The organism is Rhizobium sp. UBA1881 (assembly GCF_002338015.1).
GTDB lineage: Bacteria > Pseudomonadota > Alphaproteobacteria > Rhizobiales > Rhizobiaceae > Rhizobium.
Map to the genome: position 1 here is coordinate 2,565 of NZ_DDHH01000002.1, position 21,931 is coordinate 24,495.

At 60.6% G+C, this 21,931-nt stretch carries 16 protein-coding genes; 15 read left to right on the forward strand and 1 reads right to left on the reverse strand.

Annotated features, from left to right (window positions below):
* The 13 genes from B3605_RS00060 to B3605_RS00120 form a co-directional block, all read left to right on the forward strand.
* The coding region (locus tag B3605_RS00060) for a TolC family outer membrane protein (protein ID WP_296431452.1) at positions 1 to 1,620 on the forward strand (1,620 nt) is incomplete at its 5' end.
* A gap of 363 nt (positions 1,621 to 1,983) precedes the next feature.
* Positions 1,984 to 7,794 carry an Ig-like domain-containing protein gene (locus tag B3605_RS00065; RefSeq protein ID WP_112943173.1) on the forward strand — a complete coding sequence of 1,937 codons (5,811 nt, stop codon included), beginning with the start codon at positions 1,984 to 1,986 and terminating at the stop codon, positions 7,792 to 7,794.
* 19 nt (positions 7,795 to 7,813) lie between these two features.
* Positions 7,814 to 10,120 carry a type I secretion system permease/ATPase gene (locus B3605_RS00070; protein WP_296431455.1) on the forward strand — a complete coding sequence of 769 codons (2,307 nt, stop codon included), beginning with the start codon at positions 7,814 to 7,816 and terminating at the stop codon, positions 10,118 to 10,120.
* Positions 10,117 to 11,313, forward strand: coding sequence for an HlyD family type I secretion periplasmic adaptor subunit (locus B3605_RS00075; RefSeq protein WP_113009619.1), 1,197 nt, complete (start codon positions 10,117 to 10,119; stop codon positions 11,311 to 11,313). The genes B3605_RS00070 and B3605_RS00075 overlap by 4 nt, the downstream gene beginning before the upstream one ends.
* Before the next feature lie 3 nt (positions 11,314 to 11,316).
* Positions 11,317 to 13,050, forward strand: a complete 1,734-nt coding sequence (locus tag B3605_RS00080) for a hypothetical protein (protein ID WP_112943176.1) — start codon at positions 11,317 to 11,319, stop codon at positions 13,048 to 13,050.
* An 83-nt stretch (positions 13,051 to 13,133) separates the two neighbouring features.
* A complete protein-coding gene (locus B3605_RS00085; RefSeq protein WP_162726905.1) occupies positions 13,134 to 13,583 on the forward strand; it encodes a hypothetical protein in 450 nt (149 codons plus the stop codon).
* A complete protein-coding gene (locus B3605_RS00090) occupies positions 13,580 to 14,224 on the forward strand; it encodes an OmpA family protein (RefSeq protein ID WP_162726906.1) in 645 nt (214 codons plus the stop codon). Before B3605_RS00085 ends, B3605_RS00090 begins: the two co-directional genes overlap by 4 nt.
* 1 nt (position 14,225) lies before the next feature.
* Positions 14,226 to 14,459, forward strand: a complete 234-nt coding sequence (locus B3605_RS00095) for a hypothetical protein (protein ID WP_112943916.1) — start codon at positions 14,226 to 14,228, stop codon at positions 14,457 to 14,459.
* A 137-nt stretch (positions 14,460 to 14,596) separates the two neighbouring features.
* Positions 14,597 to 15,238: a MarR family winged helix-turn-helix transcriptional regulator gene (locus tag B3605_RS00100; protein ID WP_112943917.1), complete on the forward strand. Its 642-nt coding sequence runs from the start codon at positions 14,597 to 14,599 to the stop codon at positions 15,236 to 15,238.
* A 41-nt stretch (positions 15,239 to 15,279) separates the two neighbouring features.
* Positions 15,280 to 15,999, forward strand: coding sequence for a hypothetical protein (locus tag B3605_RS00105; protein WP_113168569.1), 720 nt, complete (start codon positions 15,280 to 15,282; stop codon positions 15,997 to 15,999).
* Positions 16,000 to 16,003: 4 nt separating this feature from the next.
* A complete protein-coding gene (locus B3605_RS00110; RefSeq protein ID WP_349677240.1) occupies positions 16,004 to 16,678 on the forward strand; it encodes a TlpA family protein disulfide reductase in 675 nt (224 codons plus the stop codon).
* A gap of 17 nt (positions 16,679 to 16,695) precedes the next feature.
* Complete coding sequence (locus B3605_RS00115; RefSeq protein ID WP_112943920.1) at positions 16,696 to 17,409, forward strand: glutamine amidotransferase; 714 nt, start codon at positions 16,696 to 16,698, stop codon at positions 17,407 to 17,409.
* Between the two features lie 14 nt (positions 17,410 to 17,423).
* Complete coding sequence (locus B3605_RS00120) at positions 17,424 to 18,116, forward strand: MOSC domain-containing protein (protein ID WP_112943939.1); 693 nt, start codon at positions 17,424 to 17,426, stop codon at positions 18,114 to 18,116.
* Between the two features lie 97 nt (positions 18,117 to 18,213).
* Here the strand turns inward: B3605_RS00120 and B3605_RS00125 are convergent, their stop codons facing one another.
* Positions 18,214 to 19,095 carry an AraC family transcriptional regulator gene (locus B3605_RS00125; RefSeq protein WP_162725403.1) on the reverse strand — a complete coding sequence of 294 codons (882 nt, stop codon included), beginning with the start codon at positions 19,093 to 19,095 and terminating at the stop codon, positions 18,214 to 18,216.
* Between the two features lie 256 nt (positions 19,096 to 19,351).
* Between B3605_RS00125 and B3605_RS00130 the strand changes: the two genes are divergently transcribed.
* Positions 19,352 to 20,779: an arabinose isomerase gene (locus B3605_RS00130; protein ID WP_112943922.1), complete on the forward strand. Its 1,428-nt coding sequence runs from the start codon at positions 19,352 to 19,354 to the stop codon at positions 20,777 to 20,779.
* Between the two features lie 75 nt (positions 20,780 to 20,854).
* On the forward strand, positions 20,855 to 21,904 hold the full coding sequence (locus tag B3605_RS00135; RefSeq protein WP_296431472.1) for a sugar ABC transporter substrate-binding protein: 1,050 nt from the start codon (positions 20,855 to 20,857) through the stop codon (positions 21,902 to 21,904).
* Positions 21,905 to 21,931 lie beyond the last annotated feature (27 nt).

Sequence of the window (21,931 nt, forward strand, 5' to 3'; positions counted from 1 at the left end):
CTCTTCGAACGCAAGTTCTCCTCTGCGAAGCTTCGTCAGGCGAGTGGCCGCCACCTATGCTTGTCATTTCCCGGGATCTTTCTTTTTGCGCAAAGAAACGAATCACCTATAGTTGCATCATCCAAATGCGTGGATATCTACCAGCCGTTGGTGTCGCGTGGGCCGGTTGCAGTCGCTATCTCCGGTCTAGGGAGCCCCGGAATGCATTTTGGCCGCTGGCCGCTTGGCCTCATCGCCGCGATTGCGGCCGTGCAGCTCTCCTGCGCGCAAAAACCTACTCCATCGACCACAGAGCCCAATCACACAGGATCGATCACTGCCACAAGCACAAACTCTGCGGGCGCGCCACTGAAGGTAGCGACTGAACCGGAAGCGCCCGTTTCCAACATGGGTTCGGCGGTACGTCGCGCTGTCGACTGGCACCCGGCAATTCGTGAGGCAATAGGGCGGATAAAGGAACAAGGTGAGAATATTGCTGACGCCAGATCAGGGTATCTTCCCTCGGTAGGCGGCGGCGTGAACTTCGGCTTTGAGCGGGACGATCGCGGCTCTTGGGCACCGCGCTTCAATCTCACGGCCAGCCAAATGATATATGACTTCGGCAAGGTGTCGGGTCGAGTAGAGGCAGAAACCGCGGTCGAAGACGTCAGAAAGGCCGAGTTTCTCGCGAGCGTTGACGACGTGATCAGGGATACCGCACTGGCATCAATGGAGGTTCTGCGTGCCCAGAACCTCTCTGGTGTGGCGACCAATCAGATCGACGACGTGCAATCGATCGCCAAGCTCGTCGAAGCAAGAACGGATCGCGGTGCCAGCACGCGATCCGACAAGCTGCAGGCGCAGGCGCGTGTGCAGACCGCTGAATCTCGTGCGATCGAAATCAGCGCGCAAAAGCAGCGATGGTCGAGCACGCTCAACGCGCTTGTGGGTGCGACGCGGCCGGTTGAACTCACATCGGCCTTGCCGGCGGAACTGGACCGTGCCTGCGCCGGTTCGCCGCCGCCATGGGATACTGTACCCGCCGTAGTCGCAGCAAAGTCGCGCAAGCGGGAGGCGGACGCCCGCGTCAAGCTCGCCCGCGCCGAGATGCTGCCAACCCTTGCGGTCGAGGCAACGGGCCAGGTCGACATGTGGGACAGCAAGGAGGATCCCGACTACATTGTCGGCCTCAAGATAAAGGGCGATCTCTATAATGGCGGCGCCTTCAAGGCTCGACAGAATGCCGCGAAATACGCCGCGCAGTCATCGGAAGCCGCACTTGCCGCGGCAACGCTCGATGCCCAGACGAGCTGGAACCAGTCCAGCGCACAGGTGCTGAGCCTGACTGCGCTGTTGAGATCGCTGGAATCACGGCAGCCGATGATGCGAGAGACGCGCGATCTCTATCAGAAGCAGTTCCTGGATCTTGGAACACGTACGCTGCTCGATGTCCTTAATGCCGATCAGGAACTCCATGCAGCACGCTTCGATGCGATCAATACGCGTTTCGATCTCTATAAGCTGAATATCGAGTGCGCCTACGCCGCCGGTCGGCTGCGTGATCTCTTTGGGCTAACATCCGGCTCCACGAGCCGTGTCGACAATATCGGCGGCAAATCCAAAGCACCCGGTCCAGCTTGAATATCAGCCCCACGGTGCTGTTCCGCAAACGGGCAGCTCGCTGCCAAGAGCCATGAGAATGACGGCGAGCATCCGTTTTCGGCTGTCCCGTTGCGGAACGCTTGCCCATAAGCCTAACGAGCTATTTCATAATCTCTAAATTGTAAGTGACATCGCGTCCATTCTTGCGGTTGAACCTGCCGCATATTGTGACAGGTTCTAAAGTACGCGGACGCTTTCCGGGCAATGACCCGGAGCCTCCCGTCGTTTCTGGGAGGCGGCACACACAACACGAGGGCAACATGTTGAACGCGACCGCGCAAGCGGGCGTGACCGCGAATGATTGCCTGCTGATGCGATACCGTACTGATGAGGAGCCTGTCGATGGTCGCAAGTGTTTCGGACAAGGTAAGTGGCAAGACGACAACGATGGCTGAGGACAAAATCGTCCTCGAAAGACCAAGCACGGTGAAGCTTTCCCTGTCGCCCAGCGACATCGTCTCGACCACCCGCTCTGGCAACGACCTCATTATCCATCTCAAAGATGGCCACGCCATTGATATCCACGGGTTCTATAACAGCCAGGGCGGCGAGCAGAGCGAGCTGCTGCTTCAAGATCCTTCCGGCAAGGTGTGGATCGGCGACGTTACCGATGCAGCCGGCGACATTGCCTTCGAACCCGCGGGCGCGGTCGACCAGTTGGTTGGCGCCGGAGCTGGTACCGGCGCCGGATCCGTACTCGGGATAGCGCTGCCGCTAGCGCTTGCAGCGGGCGGCCTTGCGATGGCCGCCGGAGGCGGCGGCGGTAGCTCTTCGGGCGATGACAGTGATTCAGACGCGGACTCCGACGCTGATGCGGACGCCGATGCCGATTCTGACTCTGATTCCGACGGCGACACGGATCCGCCGTCCGCCGCTACCAATCTCAATGTCAATGGAACGGGTACAGCGCTCACCGGGCTTGGAGAAGCCGGCGCGGCCGTATCAATCACCAATGCAGCTGGCCAGGTCGTTGGGACGGGAACAGTCGGTGCCAACGGCGTCTTTTCAATCACCCTTGGCCCTGCGCAAGCAGACGGCGGCGCGCTGACCGTCACGCTCACCGACAGCGCCGGCAATACGTCGACCGCGGCAACCGTCGGCACGCCGGATCTGATCGCTCCGGATCAAGCGACCGGGCTTGCCACCGCACAGGGCGGCGCGGTGCTGACCGGCCATGGTGAGGCCGGAACATCGGTTACTATCACGGATGCCAATGGCGTTACGATTGGACGTGGAACAGTTGCCAATGATGGCAGCTTTAGCGTCACCTTGTCCCCGGCCCCGACACAGGGCGGCGCGATCGGCGTCGTACTGACGGACGCGGCGGGCAACAAGTCGGTTCTAGCTACCCTCAACCTGATTGATCATCAAGCGCCAGACATGCCGACTGGTCTGCTTGTCAACGATGCCGGAACGACGGTATCGGGCCGTGGCGAGCCGGGTACTACCGTTACCGTTACCAATGCCGCGGGCGTCACGCTCGGATCGGACACCGTCAACCCGAATGGCACATTCACCGTTGTAATCGATCCCGCCCAAACCGACGGCGTCCCGCTAACCGTCGTGTTGACGGATGCTGCCGGAAATCATTCGCTGCCCGGCTCTGTCCTTGCTCCGGATCCCGACGCTCCTCCAGCACCCACCGATCTTGTCGTCAGCGCGCTCGGCACGATCCTCACCGGCGAAGGTACGAGCGGCACTACCGTCAAGGTCACCAATGCCGCCGGGGTCGTTGTCGGAACAGGCCAGGTCTCTGAGGCCGGTACGTTTTCGATAACGCTGGCACCGCCGCAAACCGATGGCGGCGATCTGCACGTTGTGCTGTCAAACCTCAATGGCACATCACAGCCCGGCATCATCGCCTCGCCCGATCTTATTGATCCGGCTGCGGCGACCAATCTTGATGTCAACGATGCCGGAACGCTTCTTGTCGGCCGGGGTGAACCGGGAGCAACGGTAACCGTCAAGAACGCCGCCGGCGATGCAGTCGCAACGGGAACGGTTCTGCCGAACGGCACCTTCGTCGTTTCGCTGGCACCGGCGCAAGCCAATGGCGGTGCGCTGCAGGTCACGCTGACCGACGCGGCTGGTCACAATTCGCCTCCCGCCATAGTGACGACCCCGGATCATTTGGCTCCCCCTGCCCCATCCGATCTTAACGTCAACGCGACAGGCACACTTCTCACAGGGCACGGCGAAGCTGGGACCACGGCAAAGGTCACGACCGCCGACGGCGTATTGGTCGGAACCGGTCTGGTCGGGGCCGATGGAACATTCAGCGTCACGCTCAATCCCGGGCAGGCGGACGGGCGCCCTTTGAGCGTGGTCCTTCAGGACACGGCCGGCAACACATCCGCATCGCAGGCGATCGGCACGACGGATAGTTCTGCTCCAGCCGCCGTATCCGATCTTAACGTCAACGGTGCTGGAACTGTTCTTACTGGACATGGCGAGGCCGGGGCCACGGCGACCGTGACCAATGCCGCAGGAACGGTGGTGGGCACAGCGACGGTCTCTCCGGGCGGACTTCTGACCGTCGGGCTCTCTCCCGCTCAGGCCGATGGCAGCGCGTTGACCGTCACGCTCACGGATCCTGCGGGCAACCAATCGGCCACTGCCACCGTTTCCACCCCCGACCTCACCGCACCGGGCCAACCGACGACGCTTGTGGTTGCCGACGACGGAAAGACCTTGAGCGGTCAGGGCGAACCGGGCGCCAAGGTAACCGTGACAGCGGCAAACGGCGATCCCATTGGAACGGCGACGATCGGCGACGACGGTCACTTTTCCGTGGCGCTCGCACCGGCGCCGATAGACGGTAGCAATCTTGGCGTTGTGGTGACGGATGCCGCTGGCAACGCCTCGGCTCCCGTTCAAGTGCCATCGGCCGATCTTCTCGAACCTGATGCTCCCACCAATCTTTCACTTAACGTGTCGGGAACGCTGCTGACGGGGCGTGGCGAAGCCGGCGCGACCGTCGTTATCACCAATGCAGCGGGCGAGCCGGTCGCGACCGGCAGCGTCGGCCCAGACGGTGCCTTCTCGATCACGCTCAATCCGGCGCAGGCGAGCGGCGACGATCTCTCCGTGCGGCTGGAGGACGCTGCCGGAAACCCCTCAGACGCTGTTTCGATTGCGACCCCCGATCTCACCGCACCGCTGGCGCCGAGCAATGTCGCCGTCGATATAACGCGCGCGGTCCTGACCGGGAGTGGTGAAGCCGGCGCCACGGTGACGGTCAAGGACGCCGACGGCGTCACCGTGGGCACGGGGCTCGTTGGGACCAACGGCACCTTCACGATCACCCTCGATCCACCGCAGACGCAAGGTGGCAGCCTGGAAATCACCCTGCAGGATGCGGCCGGCAATGCCTCTCAGGCCGCAACCCTACCGTTGACGGATATCCAGGCACCGGATGCAGTGACGGCGTTGATGGTAAGCGGCAATGGCCTGCAATTGACGGGTCTCGGCGAGGCCGGCGCGAAAGTGACCGTCACTGGGCCGACCGGCACTATCCTCGGGACGGCAACCGTCGGCGCCAACGGCACCTTCAGCGTTCCTCTTTCGCAGGAACAACTCGACGGACAAACGCTGACCGTGATCCAGGCGGACGTCGCCGGCAACATTTCGACCGCCGCCACCGTGCTTGCTCCCGACCCGGGCGCTCCCGCAGCGCCCGATAACCTTGACGTGAACGACACTGGAACGGAGCTGACAGGTAGCGGCCTGGCCGGCACTACCGTTACCGTTTCGCGAGCCGACGGCACTGTGATCGCGACAGGAACGGTAGCGACCAACGGCACCTTCGAGATAGCCCTCAATCCACCACAGGTCGATGGCGGCGATCTACGGGTCACCTTGACCGACGGTGGCGGAACATCGCAACCCGGAACGATTGGGACGCCGGACCTGACCGCGCCCGACGCAGCCAGCAACCTTGCCGTCAACAGCGCGGGAACGGTGCTGACAGGCCGCGGCGAAGCGGGTGCGACGGTAACAGTCAAGAATGCGGCCGGCGATGAAGTCGGCACCGCAACGGTCGGCACAAACGGTGTCTTTACCGTGCCATTGTCGCCGTCCCAGGCCACCGGCGAAAATCTTTCCGTGGTGCTGGCCGACGCCGCAGGGAATGCATCGACGCCGGCAACGGCTGCGACCACGGACCTGACCGCCCCCGACGCGCCAGCCGGGCTTGGCGTCAATGCGACGGGAACCTCGCTTTCAGGCACCGGCGAGGCCGGCGCCACCGTGACAGTGACGAATGCTGCCGGTGTGGTGGTCGGAACCGGCGTGGTCGCATCGAACGGGGCGTTCACGATCGGCCTCTCTCCCGCCCAGGTTACCGGGGCACCACTCGAAGTCGTGCAGCGGGATGCCAGCGGAAACACCTCGGCGCCGGGAGCCACGGGTACGCCTGATTTCGTGGCGCCAACTGCTCCAACTGATCTTGTGCTTGGCAGCGGCGGCTCGACCCTGTCGGGTCATGGCGAAGTCGGTGCGACGGCGACGATCTTCAACGCGCTCGGCGTTGCGGTCGGAACAGCCCTTGTGGACGCCAGCGGCGCCTTCAGCGCCACGCTTTCGCCGGCACAGGCCGATGGCGGAGCGCTGACGGTCGTCCTCAAGGACGTCGCCGGCAACGCCTCCGATCCCGGCTCGATCGGAACCACGGATTTGCTGCCGCCCGACGCCCCCACCAGCCTTGCCGTCAACGCCTCGGGAACCGAGGTGACGGGTCACGGCGAGGCCGGATCGACCGTCAACATCGTGAATGCCAATGGAACCATTGTCGGCACTGGTCTGGTGGGTGTCGATGGGGCATTCAGCATCGGGCTGTCGCCGGCACAGGTCAATGGCGGGCAATTGGAGGTCACGCTGCATGACGCATCCGGAAACATCTCGCTTCCCACTGATATCCTCGCTCCTGGTCTGGATTTCAGTCTCTCCAACGCCAGCAACACGGCGTTTCTCGACCGCACGGTCACAGAGGTGCCCGAGGCGCAACCATCGACCGCGCACGACACGCAGTTCGACCTGCTGGGCCTGAACATCGGCACGCTGGCGAGCGTCAACCTCGGCTCAGCAAACCAGCCGGTCGTCAACTTCGATCTCAGCCAGAACACCAATAACGTTTCCATCGACCTCGGCATCGCCGGACTTTTGCAGATTGGCGTGCTCAGCAGCTACACGGTCATCATCGAGCGTTTCCAAGGTGGCGCCTGGATTCGCCCCGGGGATCTCGGCAACCAGGTCCAGAACGGCATTCTCGCTCTTGATCTTCTCGGGCTGGGCGGCACGCATGGGACGATTGCGTTGCATGACATTCCTGCAGGCACCTATCGTGCAACGCTGGTGCCCGACGCCGGGGTCAATATCGGCGTCGCGCTGACCCGCGACATTTCCGTCGTGGCCACTGACCTGACCGAGCACGTAACGCTTGCTGTCGGAGAAAAGGCCACCGGCAACTTCATCGACAGCGCAGCGTCCGGATCAGGCGTCGACGATTTGCAGATCGGCTCTGTCGCTTTTGGCGGACATGCGCATGCGATCGTCAATGGCAGCGTCAGCGTGGCTGGAAGCTTCGGCACGCTGGTGATCAACGCCGACGGAAGTTACACCTACACCCCCGATGCTGGCGTGGCGTCGGGCGGCACCGACCATTTCACCGTTACGGTGTTCGATCCCGACACGGGGAATGCGCTCAACGCTGATCTGAGCATAGGCGTTGGGGTGCACGATACGTCCACCGCCACGGCAGCAACGGCCGGGGTCATCAGCCTTGCCGTGGCAGATGGCGACGCATTGGACGCAAGCCACGACAGCACGCATACGGCGGCTGAACAAAGAGCCGACACCACGCACGACACTGTGAGCACGACGCATGCCGCCGACGATGCGATGGCACACCCGGTCGCGGACGGCAGCGCCGCTCTCATCCCCGATCAGGGCGGACAGGAGATAGATCTGTCGGGCCTCGCCAGTCTGTCGCACGATGCCGGCGTCGCCAATGCCGCTGCGGCGCTTGCTCCAGCTGTCTCCGACACGCCAGCGCCGGTGATTACGGCCGAACCCGCAGTGTCGGCGCCGATCGACCCGTTCGACCCGATCAAGCCTGACGACGACTTGGCATCACACAAGTTGCCGGTCGTGTAGAAGGCTCGGGAGATCTGCGATGGACGTGACAAACAACAGAGCGACCGAGCGCGGCACCCCTCAGGCCACCGGTGAACACAGCCATCCCGTCGGACCACAGTCGGCGCGAACGGACCCTACTGCGGCACCGAACGACGTGCGTGCTCTGCGCTGGATCGAGGTAACGGGGCTGCTCGCCAGCCACTACGGTATTGCCCACTCACGATCGGCCAACAGCTATCTGCCCATCATGCAGGAGCCGACGGCCGGATTGCGTCGGATCGAAAAGCTGGCGCGCCGCTTCGGCCTCGACGTCAAGCCGGTGGAGCCTGTTGAGAGCGGCATCACCGGCCGGCGGCTGCCGATGCTTCTCGAGCTCACCGACGGCTCGGTCGGCCTGATCACCGAGCTTGGCGACGGTGAGGCGAAGATCACCTTCGCGGAGGATAACGGCCAGTGGACATGGATTCCGCTCACGCATCTCAAGGACGGCATTGCGCATCTGCTGGTCGCCCGCGATACGCGCACCCGCACGGACGAGCGTGTCGATGCCTATATCGCGCCGGACACGCATGGCTGGTTTCGAAAGCTCGCCCTGGACGACCTGCGCCCCTACGGCTACGTGCTGCTCGCATCCCTCGTTGCCAACGCGATGTCGGTGACCGGCGTCCTGTTCTCGATGCAGGTCTATGACCGCGTCGTGCCGGCCAACTCCATGAGTACGCTGATCGTCCTCTTCATCGGTGTCATGCTGGCGATCGTATTCGATTTCATCATGCGCAAAATCAGGACGCTCATCATCGACATTCTCGGTAAGCGCGCGGATATCAAGATTTCGGACGTGGTCTTCGGGCACGCGCTGCGGGTGCGCAATCAGAACCGGCCCAAGGCGACGGGTACGTTCATCGCGCAGCTACGCGACCTTGAGCAGGTGCGTGACCTCTTCACATCGACGACGGTCGCCGCGATTGCCGACCTGCCGTTTTTTTTCGTGTTTCTGGCTCTGATGGCGCTGATCGGCGGCTGGCTCGCGGCTATTCCGGCGGTTGCTCTCATCTTGATGATCGCGCCCGGGCTGCTTGCTCAACGCAAGCTGAAACAATGCGCCGGCCAGGCCATGCGCGAGGCTTCCCTGCGCAATGCCATGCTAGTCGAAGCCGTCCAGGGTATCGAGGATATCAAGGCCCTGCAGGCAGAAGGCGTTTTCCAGGAGAAATGGAACAGCTTCAACAATGCCAGTGCCGATGCGCAGGTCCGCCTGCGCTACATCACCAGCATCCTCACCGGCTGGGGCCACAGCGTCCAGACGGGCGTTTTCGCCGTCATCGTCTTTTGCGGCGCGCCGATCGTAATGAAGGGAGACATGAGCACCGGTTCGCTTGTTGCATGCTCCATCCTCGGTTCGCGGATGATGGCGCCGATGGCGCAACTGACCCAGGTTCTCAGCCGCTTCCAGCATGCCAAGATCGGGCTTCACAGCCTCAACATGATCATGAAAATGCCTGTCGACCACCCGCCGGCCGAGACCCGTTTATCGGTCGGCTCGCTGCTTGGCCAATACCAGTTCCGCAATACGCAGTATTACTACGGACAGCCCTCTGGCAAACCCGCTTTGTCACTGACGGAGCTCAAGATCGACGCGGGAGAAACTGTCGCCCTCCTCGGCAAGAACGGCGCTGGCAAATCGACGCTGCTCCAGGCACTTTCCGGCCAGATCGAGCCGGCATCGGGCGAGGTGCTGATCGACAGCCTGGCGATGGAACAGATAGACCCCAATGACCTCAGGCGCGAAGTCGGCCTACTGACCCAGAATTCGCGGCTGTTTCACGGCACAATCCGCGAAAATGTTCTTCTGGGCGCACAAAGCGCGTCGCAGCAGGCCGTTCTCGAAGCGTTGCAGATGACGGGCGCCGACGATTTCATCCGCACGATGCCGAAGGGCTTGGATCATTTGATCGACGAAGGCGGGCGCGGACTGTCGGGCGGCCAACAACAGGCGCTGCTTTTGTCACGCCTGCTGATCCGCAACCCATCAGTGGTCCTGCTGGACGAGCCGACGGCCTCGATGGACGAGACGACGGAACGCCTTTTCATACGTCGCTTCGCGGTCTGGTGCCGCGGTAAGACAGTGGTGATTGCCACACACCGGATGCGCGTCCTCGACTTGATCGACCGTATCGTGGCGCTCGACAAGGGCCGCGTCGTCGTAGACGCGCCGAAAGAAGAGGCGCTCCGGTTGTTAAGGGGAGAACCAGCGACGTATCCGCCGGAAAGCGCGCTCGGCCAGCGCCAAAGGCTCGAACAGGCTTTCGAACAACACCCGTCGCACGGGAGCGGCACGCCATGAGCACATCCTTCTCTCGCGCCATCGACGATAGCTGGCACTTCGGCGGCGACGACGCGATGCGCCTTTCGGGCGCCATCAGGGTCGTCAAGCTGCTCGCGCTCATCCTCGTCATCGGGGTTGTCTGGGCGAACTACTCTGTTCTCGACGAAGTCTCGACCGGGGACGGCAAGGTGGTTCCGATCCGCCGCGAGCAGGTGATCCAATCGCTGGAAGGCGGGATCGTCTCAACGCTAATGGTGCAGGAAAACCAGATCGTCGAGGCAGGGCAGCTGCTGGCGCAGCTCGACCCGACGATCACCGAGTCTGCCGTGGGTGAATCGACGGCCAAGTACCGCGCCGCCTTGGCGAGTGCGGCGCGGTTGACGGCCGAGGTGAACCAGGCACCTCTCAGCTTTCCGAAGGAGCTCAACGATTATCCCGACCTAACCGCCACAGAGACCAAGCTCTACGAGGCTCGCCAGGGAAATCTGAAGGAAACGTTGCGGTGGATCAACGAAGCCCTGGGACTGATCCATCAGGAGCTCAGTGTGAACGAAGGGCTCACCAAGATGGGAGCTGCCAGCAGCGTTGAGATTATCCGGTTGAAGCGCGAACAAGCCGAACTCGAACTCAAGAAGGTCGAGGTCGAGACGCAGTACATCGTCGAGGCGCGCGAACAGCTTTCCAAGGCGAACGCCGATGTCGCATCGCTTCGATCGGTCATCAAGGGACGCACCGACAGCCTCTCGCGGCTGACCCTGCGCTCGCCCGTTCGCGGCATCGTCAAAAATGTCGAGGTGTCCACGATCGGTGGTGTCGTGCCGCCAAACGGCAAGCTGATGGACATCATACCGCTCGGCGACCAATTGATGATCGAAGCGCGCATGTCGCCGCGCGACATCGCCTTCGTCCACCCCGATCAGCGCGCGACAGTGAAGATCACCGCATATGACTACGCCATTTATGGTGGCTTGGACGGCAAGGTGGTAACGATCTCGCCCGACACGATCCAGGATGAGGTCGATCCCAAGATCTATTATTACCGGGTCTTCGTGAAGACGGACAAAGACGCACTGAGAAACGGCGCCGGCAAGGAGTTTCCGATCTCGCCTGGAATGATCGCCACCGTCGATATCCATACGGGTGAGAAGAGCGTACTCGACTACCTGATCAAGCCGTTCAACAAAGCGCGCGAAGCCATGCGGGAACGCTGACGCATGAGCTCGAAAGCGATAGCGGCAGGCGATCTGGCGGGTTTGCGCGAGCACGTCCGCGCAAACCGGCAGGAATTGCCCCATCCCTATCCCACGGTCGTGTTGTTCTTCTCGTTCACCGACGGAAGCGAGCGGGCGGTGGTGACAACGGTAAGCGACGCAGACTTCGATGCCGCCTGGAACATCGGCGTTGACAGGGTGATGGATCTGCGTCGACGCCTGATTGGTGATCGTTTCTGGCTGCGCGTCGATTGGCCGATGGCAGTGGCGCCCTCGTCACTTGCAGCGCTGGGCACGATCCTGGCTCAAACCAAGCGCAATTACTTTCGCTTCGGTCTGAGCCTGGACGAAAGGTTCGAGCGGGCGTTCATCGAACAGGAGCTGAACGCCAATGCCATGCTCGACCGCGGCGCTGGCGAAGCCATGGCAGGCATCAACGAACCCAACTTCAGCACCTATGCGCGTCGCCGCTTTCCCGACCGCCCGTCTCCCCGTCTCGACGATGCGACGCCCGTCCACATTTTCACATCGAAAGGTGTGTTCTTTGACGGCGATCTGATCCACGATCTCTACCCGACCGGCCGCAATGCTGGCCGGCGGGTCGTGGAGCGCCTCACGGTTCCAATGGTGACATCGCTCATTGACGACGGAGCCGACTATCTGGCGCGGCAAGTCGACCGGGCGGGACGCTTCCACTACGGCTTTCACGCCGCCTTCGGCCGCCGTATCGAAAACTACAATGCACTCAGGCACGCCAGCACGACCTATGCCATGGTCGAAGCGCTTGCGGTCACCGACAGCACGATCCTGGCGGAGGCGATCAAGCGATCCCTCTACTTCATGGTCTCCACGCTGATCCGGGATGTGATGCTGCCCGACGGAACGAAGGCTGCATTCCTTGTGGAAGCCGATGGCGAGATCAAGCTCGGCGGCAACGCAGCCGCGATCATCGCACTTGTCGAGCACGCAAGAGTGAGCGGCGATCGCGGCCATCTTGCGCTGATGCATCGTCTGGCGGCAGGCCTGTGTTTCATGCAAGACCGGGAAAGTGGCGGCTTCCGCCACGTTTTGCATTATCCGAGCCTGTGCACCAAGCAGGCCTTTCGCATCGTCTATTACGATGGCGAAGCGGTTTTGGCACTTCTGCGTCTATACGATCTGACGGCGGACACGAGTTTGTTAACGGCAGCGCGCGCGGCCTTCGATACGTTCATCGACGCCGGCCACGCCCGACACCATGATCACTGGCTGGCCTACTGCGCCAGGGACCTCACGCATCACTGCCCCGAGGAGCGCTACTACCGCTTCGCAATCGACAATATTGCTGACCACCTGGATTTCGTTTCGCGGCGCCTCACCACCTTTCCTACACTGCTCGAACTGATGATGGCGACCCGTGAGGTCTTCGCCCGCTTGGAAAGGGACCCGAAACACGGACATCTTCTCGCATGCGTGGATCTCGGTGCGTTCGATAAAGCGCTCACGCGGCGCGCGTATCATCTTCTCAACGGCCACTTCTGGCCCGAACTTGCCATGGACATGCAAGAGCCCGACCGGGTCGCTGGCTCATTCTTCATTCGTCACCACGCGTTTCGAACACGGATCGACGATGTCGAGCACTATCTTTCCGGTTTCATTGCGTATCGCCGGCACCTGGTGGCTCAAGACGAACACCAGGACGACGAACCATTGGCTGTCGCCAAATGGCAACAGTCGCGGCTGCGCACGACGCAGTAAGACGCAAACACAATGACATTTCTCGTTCGCGCCCTAAGATTCATTCAACCAGAAAGTGATTAAAACCTAGGGAGCCTTCGCGCATGCTGAAAACTGGAGCCGTTCTACTTTCGCTTCTAAGTCCCACTCTGGCCCTGGCAGAAGGGCGAAGCGTGGAGATCGATGGGGGGCAGGTCAGCACACCGGTGGGCCTAACTGTGCAAGTCAAGTCGGTGACGCTCGGCGAGGATGCGACGACAGTGCGGGTGCTCGCCAGCTTCGACAGCCATCAGACGAACTTCATCAACATGAACGACGACGAGAACGCCTTTCTCGCCTGGGGCGACGGAGCCGACCAGAAACTTCACCTGAGACAGATCACTGATAATAAATGGATGCGCATTTCCAACGGCCAGACGATGGAAGGCGACCTTGTATTCCCGGGAAAAATCCCAACAGGAACCGAACGCCTGACGCTCGTTTTCAACCCCGGTAAAACCGGCGAGGACACCAGCGCACCTGGCGTGACGCTTCCGCTGGATCTTGCGCCGTGAGAGGCGTCTTCGCCATAGGGCTGTCGCTCCTGATCGTGCCAGCATCGGCGCAGGCCTACACGGTCGTCTCAGACGGCCCCAGGGTTGGCGATCAACCATCCCGGTTCTCCGAAATCTCCCTCCCCGCCTCGCGATTGACACTTCGCGACAACACAAGCTCAGCCGGGTTGTCGCAGGGCGGATCGTCTTTCTCGCTAAAGAGCATGGACGAAGGAACGCGGCTCAAGACCGAAGCAACCCTTTCGGCACTGGGAGCGCGTCAGGAAAAGGATCGCATCGTCGTCGACCTTCCAAGCGACGTGCTTTTCGATTTCGACAAGGCGGACATTCGGCCGGAAGCCGCTGTTGTTCTGGCTGAGTTGGCGGGCATACTGAAGACCATGCCGGACGCGCCGGTATCAATCACAGGACACACCGATTCCAAGGGCAGCGATACTTACAATCAGCGCCTGTCGGAGCGACGCGCGTTATCTGTTCGAGAAGCTTTGGCAAAGCTGTCTGTCGCCGAAGGCCGCACGACGGTGGCGGGCAAAGGAGAAAGCCAGCCGGTGGCGCACAACGTAACCGCCGATGGACACGACAACCCCGCGGGACGTCAGAAGAACAGGCGCGTCGAATTCGCAATCAAGACAGGAGATTGACATGGCCCTCACAGCTTGCCCGGATTGCAACGGAAAAGTTTCTGACAAGGCCTTCGCCTGCCCCTCATGTGGCCATCCGATGAATTCGGGCAAGGGACGGAGCCAGTGGCCCGCCATCATTGGCGGTGTCGCAGGCACATACATCTCGGCCAATGCCGTCGTCACGGTGGTTCTCGGCAGTGTCATGATGATCGCGTTTGCTGCGATCATGATAGCAGCGGTCATGAGCAGCTGATTTGCAGCCCGTCAGTGCCTCGCCGGGCGCATTGTTGACGGGCCCGCGCTTTGTCTGAAGAACGCCCATCTCTGCGGATTGCGAGATCACACAAGTTTCCATTTGCCAATTAGATAGGATTCCTATATTTAACAAGTATGGAAACACCGAAGAACGCCCACTCCGTCAATTCTCGCATCCGTGAAGGCTTATCGCGGGTGGCCGCCGCTTTGCGGGCTGATGAGTGGGAAAGGGCTAAAATACTCGGTCTGAACCCGACGCAGCTTGCGATCCTGGTTCTTCTCGAAGGTAGAGTAGACGGGCTTGGCGTGAAAGAAATTGCCGCTCATCTTGGTGTATCGCAGCCGACGGCGACGGACTCCATCAATGCACTCGAAAAGAAGGGGCATGTCGAAAAACGGACAGGACTTACCGACGGGCGATCGGTCAGCGTGCGTTTGAGCACGAAAGGGGTAACGCTTCTGAGCCAGGACACCGAGAGCGGCATGATCGGCAGCGCCATCGGCGCTCTTGGAGATGCGGCGCAGGAAACTTTGCTGGTGACGCTGGTCACGATGATCCGGGAGTTGCAGGAGGAGAATTCCATTCCCGTGCAGCGCATGTGCGTCACCTGTCGCTATTTCGACCCATTTGCCCATCCTGAGAGCGACAAGCCCCACCACTGTCATTTCGTTGATGCGCCATTCGGCCAGCGGGAACTCCGCGTCGATTGCCGCGAACACGAACAAGCCGATCCCACGTCCCGGGCTGCCACCTGGGACGCATTTCAAGCGGGATAAACGAACGCCTCCAGGCAACAAAGAGAAAGGAAACCATCCATATGTTGAGATCACTTTTGACCGGCACGCTCGTCGTCGCCGGAACGGCGCTGCTATGCCAGTCGACTGCGAGCGCCCACGCAATCAAGGCGAAAGCGAACCAGGCGGTCAACGCCTCGCTCGATATCATCGAAACGAAGATCACGACCAAGGGCGACAAGGTGGTCTTTTCCACCCGCGTTCGCGGCGAGGCCGGCAAGGACAAGCCTGATGCAACCGGCAAGTTCGAAGGTTCGAGCGTTTATGCGTATGTCTGGCCAACCAGCCTCGATAGCAGCGATGTCGGCTTCGAGAAGAAGCAAGGCATCGTCGCACTTGCCGTTACCTTCCACCCGGATTTCGATGATGGCGCAAATGGCACCAAGAACCGTCATGTCTGGCATTCCCATTGGGTCGTGCTTGCCAAGGACAAGGCCTGCGGCGCCGGGCTGAAGGTGGAAGATATCCCGAAGGACACCAAGCCCAAAGTGCCGGCGACCTGGCCGGGCGTTCCACTTCTGATCGACAGCCCGGCTTATCCGACGACATTCACGGGCGATGAGGTCGACGTCGAGATACCGCTCTCACTGATTAACGACATCAAGGGCGCGGCATTTGACGGTGTGACAGCTGGTCTGAAGGTCAACGGCAACCTGCATGCGCCGCTTCTATGCGTCAGCGATGTCTTCAAGGTCGCGTCCGGTGATCTCAGCCTGCCGGGCAAGGTCGAACCCGCCAAGTGATGTCGTGAAACACGCGCCGGTTCGTCGACTGCCATCGACGAACCGGCATATTCTCCCCTCCAGGCTAATAGAGAGAAAGAACATGGGCAGTTTTACCCCCGATGCCCCGAACAAGGCAACAGCAACCGAAGGCAGGGCGACACCCAAAGCGCATATCGTGCCGGAGCTTGCCGTCAGTGAATGGTTCAACACGGCAGTGCCGTTGACGCTGGCGGGCCTGCGCGACCGTCCCGTCTTTCTTCACAGCTTCCAGCTGCTTTGCCCCGGTTGCGTGTCCGACGCCCTGCCGCAGGTCAAGCGTATCGAAAAGCTGTTTTCTCACACCGACTTGCAAGTAATCGGCCTCCATACAGTTTTCGAACATCATGCCGCGATGTCGCCCGTCACGCTGCGGGCCTTCCTCCACGAATACGGCATCACATCGCCGGTCGGCGTCGATATGGCCGATGGCACCTCGGACATTCCGGTCACGATGCGACGCTTCGGCCTGCGTGGAACTCCCTCCTCGGTGTTGATTGGCCGGGGCGGTACGCTTCTCCATCATGCCTTCGGCGTCGAGGAGGACATGATTGTGGGCGCTCGGATCGCCATGGCGCTGGCAACCCCCATTCCAGCGCATAATGACCGGTCCGAAGCCGGCTGCGCCGATGGTCGATGCGATATTCCCACAACCACCTGAGAAATGGACAACAGACCATGACAAAAACCGTTCTAGCGCTCCGGCACGTGCATTTCGAAGATCTCGGCCTCTTTGCCGATACTTTGACGGACGCCGGCTATGACATCCGATACAGCGACGTCGGCGATCTCGATTTCTGCGCCGGCGATCCACTTGCGCCCGATCTTCTCGTCATCCTCGGCGGGCCGATCGGGGTTTATGACGATCATTATTCGTTTCTAGAGGCCGAGCGTACATTCATCCGCACAAGGCTCGAAGGCGGCCTGCCGACGCTCGGGATCTGCCTCGGCGCTCAGCTGATTGCGGCAGCCCTCGGCGAGAAGGTGTTCGCGACAGGCTTGAAGGAGATCGGCTTTTCCCAGCTCATGCTGACCGACGACGGAATGTCGAGCCCGTTGAAGCACCTTGAGGACGTCCACGTTCTACATTGGCATGGCGACACCTATAGCCTGCCGCTGGGTGCTGCCAACCTGGCATCCTCTGCCCTGGTCGAGCAGCAGGCATTTTCGATCGGCGAGAACGTGCTCGGCCTGCAGTTTCATCCCGAGGCCGAAACCGATCGGTACCTTGAGCGCTGGCTGGTCGGCCATGCCGCCGAACTCGGATCGGCCGGCATCGATATCGCAGCCTTGCGGCGCGACGCTGCACGATATGGCCCGCCTTTGGCGACGGCTGCCCGCGCGTTGCTTCGAGAGTGGCTCGCCGGCCTCAAGACGGAACGGGCGATATGACACCGGCAAACGACATGACCAACCTGCCGGTTCTCAGTCTGCGGGTCGGTGCGGTTGCACCGCTTGGCCCGAACGGCGTTTTGAGCGGCATCGACAAATCGGAGGTTTCAGTACCGCTGCAACTGTCGGAGGCCGGCTTCGTCGGCGACATGCAGGGCGACACCGTCAGGCATGGCGGCCCGGAAAAGACAGTCCATCATTATCCTTTTGACCATTATGCTTTCTGGACAGGGGAGTTCGGCGAACAGCCGATCCTCGCAAACCCGGGAGCATTCGGCGAAAACATCGCAACGTTGGGCCTAACGGAGGAGGAAGCCGCCATCGGTGACGTCTTCAGGCTGGGCAGTGCCGTCATCGAGATCAGCCAGGGCCGGCAACCCTGCTGGAAGCTGAACGAACGCTTCGCGCAAAAGGACATGGCCCGCAAAGTCCAGGAAACCGGGCGTACCGGCTGGTATTATCGGGTGATAGAGCCCGGGACTGTCGTCCCTGGCGACCATCTCTCGCTTTTGGAGCGCCGCTCTCCAGAATGGACGCTTGCCCGTATCTGGAGCACGTTCTACGTCAATACGCTCGACCGATCCGAGCTTACAGCCATCGCAGGCCTCAGCCGCCTGGCCTCCGGCTGGCGTGCTCACGCTGCTAAACGACTGGAAAGTGGAACGGTGGAAGATTGGACGAGACGATTGCAAGGCATTCAGGGGTAAGCACATATGGTCGACGCTCTGAAAGATACGAGCTATCGACACCTCTTGATAGATCGACGAGTGTGAAAAAGCGCCGCCTTCTCAAATGAAATCGAGCTCAGGGCAATTCGATGACCGAATATTGCCTATAGGCTGAGGGGCTGCACCCCACGGTCTCTTGGAACTGCGTTGAGAGATGAAAGGCGGAGCTGAAACCAAGCAGTCCCGCCACCTCCTTTACCGATTTATCAGTATTGGCGAAGATGTCCTGCGCCCTTCGGATTCGCAGCGAGACCAGGTGCTGCTTGGGCGAGATGCCCGTCTTTTCACGAAAGACGCGCCTGAAGTGCGAGTAGCTTACCCCAAGTTCTTCAGCGAGCTTTTCCACGGAAACGCGCTGAGTACACCGCTCCATCAACAACACACGCGCCCGCTCCACGAGCCTGTCCGCCGGCGCCGCTGACGCGAGTTCGCTCTGCCTGGAAAGCAGCGCCAACAATTGCAGGCCGAGGGTCGAGATCAGTGATTGGTTGGAGAGACCTTCTTCAATCGCCAGTCCGTGGATCTTCTCGAACACCTCGGCAAATTCTGGGGTCGAGGGCAACACAGACCTCGCTGGGTCGATCAATCCAGCCGTGCGGGCAAAATCAAAGGCAGTGCTGCGGCATTCGATCCAGTTTTCGGTCCAGCCAAGCTCTGGATCGGGAGCAAAGCGATGCCAGACGCCAGGAAAGAGCAGAACGATTGACCCCGATTGCACGAGTTGGGTGCGACCACGGTGTGAGAATTCAAACAGTCCCTGCCCTTCCGAGATCAGGATCACCTGATACGCCTGCAGGATACGGCCTCGCTTCCAGTCGAAGTGATGATCGTCCGGATGGCGGATCGGCGGGTACTCAGAATGAGGCATGATTTTCGTATGCCCAATAGAGATCGCGGTGCATCCCCAAGCAGAACATAGCCGATTATCGGGTAAATAGAGGGAATAGTTCTGAGCCACGCGTCTCGCCAGATGATCATTTTTTGTATGCTTCAGATCATTTTTGAAGAAAAGATCGTGATGTCAACTTCTATCTCTGATGCTACGGTTCGCCAAGAGGATGGAGCCGACGGCAAAAGCTGGCGGACCAAGGCGATAGCCAAGCCGTAAGTTTCTGCGGCCGTGGAGGAGATTAGACAGTGTCATCATTCCCGAACGTGGTCGGCGCGAGCCCACCGCAAAGCGCTGTGTTTTGCCGCTTACCGGCGGAGCGCGCATGACGCACCGCAAGCTAAAGGTCGGCCTGTTCGGGATCGGACTGGCAACATACTGGCCGCAGTTCGAAGGATTGGAAGAAAGACTTTCGAGCTATGTCGGCCAGATGGCTGAGAAGCTGGCCCGTCCCGATATTGATGTCGTCAATCTCGGACTGATTGACACCCCCGAAAAAGCATTGGATGCGGGCCACCGCTTCCGTGAGGCGGATGTCGATATTATCTTTCTGCACGTTACGACCTATGCACTGTCGTCCACGGTCCTGCCTGCCGTCCGACGTGCACGTGTTCCTGTCGTGATCCTCAACCTGCAGCCCGAAGCCGCGATCGATTACCGCAGCTTCAATGCCCTCGGCGACCGGACGAAGATGACTGGCGAATGGCTGGCCTACTGCGGCGCTTGCCCGGTGCCGGAAATCGCAAACGTCTTTCGCCGCTCGGGCGTGGCCTTTCATCAGATCACCGGCATGTTGCACGGCGACGCGATCGTTGACCGCGAGATTGCCGACTGGATCGATGCAGCACGTGTCGCTCACGTCATGGCACATAACAGGCTGGGCGTCATGGGTCGGTACTACAATGGCATGCTTGATATATACTCTGACCTGACCGCACACACGGCTGCTTTCGGCACGCATATTGAAATTGTCGAGATTGACGAGTTGGCACGCCTGAGGCGGGAGACAACGCAAGACGAGCTAGAGGCATCTCTGGAAGCAATCAAGGATGCATTCGACATCGACCCTGAGTGCGACATTGGCGAATTGAGACGGGCTGCCCGCACAGCGGTTGCACTCAGGAAATTTGTCGACAACAAGGATCTCGGCTCTCTTGCCTATTACTATGAATCGACGCCCGGCCATGAGTACGAGGACGTGATCACCTCGGTGATCGTCGGCTGCTCAATTCTCACGGCCAAGGGTGTCCCGGTGGCCGGGGAGTATGAGGTGAAGAACGTCCAGGCGATGAAGATCATGGACAGCTTTGGTGCTGGTGGATCGTTTACCGAATACTACGCCATGGACCTCCTGGAAGACGTTGTACTGATGGGACATGATGGGCCCGGTCATATCAAGGTTGCGCAAGGAAAGACCAAGATCAAACCGCTCGAGGTTTATCACGGCAAGGTTGGATCAGGCGTCAGCGTCGAGATGTCCGTCAAGCATGGTCCGGTGACGCTTCTTTCCGTGATCGAGCGAGACGGACGGATCGTTCTGCTTTGCGCCGAAGGGCAGTCTGTGTCAGGGCCGGTGCTGGAGATCGGCAACACCAACAGCCGCTATCGGTTCGATATCGGCGCGCGCCGTTTCGTCGAAGACTGGAATGCGCAGGGCCCGGCGCACCACTGCGCCGTTGGCGTCGGGCATATCGCTACAAAAATTGAAAAACTCGGCAAGCTTCTCGATCTCGAAGTGGTCCAGGTTTGCTGAGGACGACGAAAGACGACGATACGGTACAGACCGCCATATAGAGTTCAACAGGGTGAGGAGGACCCGAAAATGCCAATGAAAAATATAAGGAAGCTTGCGCTAAGAGGCCAATGGCTTCTGGTCACCGCCGCCATGGCACTCGCCGGCCACGTGGCAAATTCGGCGGAAGTTCATCTGGACGCCCCGGCGCCGACGCCGCCGGCCGAAGTCGCCAAGTTCGAACCGATTGCTCCCGGCAGCGCCAAGGGGCTGACCCTCGGCTTCACGCAGCTTGTCCTCGGCGTTCCCTTCACGGATGCGCTGCAGCGCGGCATGGAAAAGGCGTCCGAGACCGCCGGCTTCAAGCTTGTAACCTGCGATTCCAAGATGGATGCGGCAACCGCGCTCGCCTGTGTGCGCCAATTCAAGACGCAAAATGTCGATGGTCTCATCACCTTCCAGGCAGATGCGGCCGCCGCCGCCAATATCTGCGCCGAAGGTCCTAAGGTTCCGGTTATCGCGATCGATATCCAACAGAAGCCTTGCGAAACCGCTTTCGTCGGTGCGGCTAATTCCTATGCCGGCGAGATCGTCGGCCACGAACTGGGCATGTATTTCGCGAAGAACTCCAATTGCCAATATGATGCGTTTATCTCGCTGGAATCCACCGCCGTGGGCGTCGTCAACGACCAGCGCATGGGCGGCATCCGCAAGGCGTTCGAAGCGGTGTGCGGGCCAGTCCAGAACCTTCGCATCATCGACACTGGCGCTGGGGGCCAGGCAGACGCCGCACAGCGACAGTTTACCGATACGCTGACCGCCTTGCCGGGCGCCGGCAAGATTATCACTGTCGGTATCAATGAGGATGTGATCACCGCAGCGCTTGCCGCAGCTCGCACGCAAGGTCGCAACCAGGACCTCTACCTCGGTGTTCAGAACTTCGATCCCGACAATTGCCAGATCTGGACAGCTCCGCACTTCATAGCCACGGCTGCCTACTTCCCCGAGCGCTATGCAGAGCTGATCGTACCGAACCTGGTAAAAGCCATCAAGGGCGAGAAGATCAATAGCCAGATCCTGGTGCCGCACGAGCTGATCACACCTGACAATGTCAGCAAGGTCTACCCGGAGTACGCCTGCAAATGACGAAGGACTTCCTTGCCGTCCGCGGCA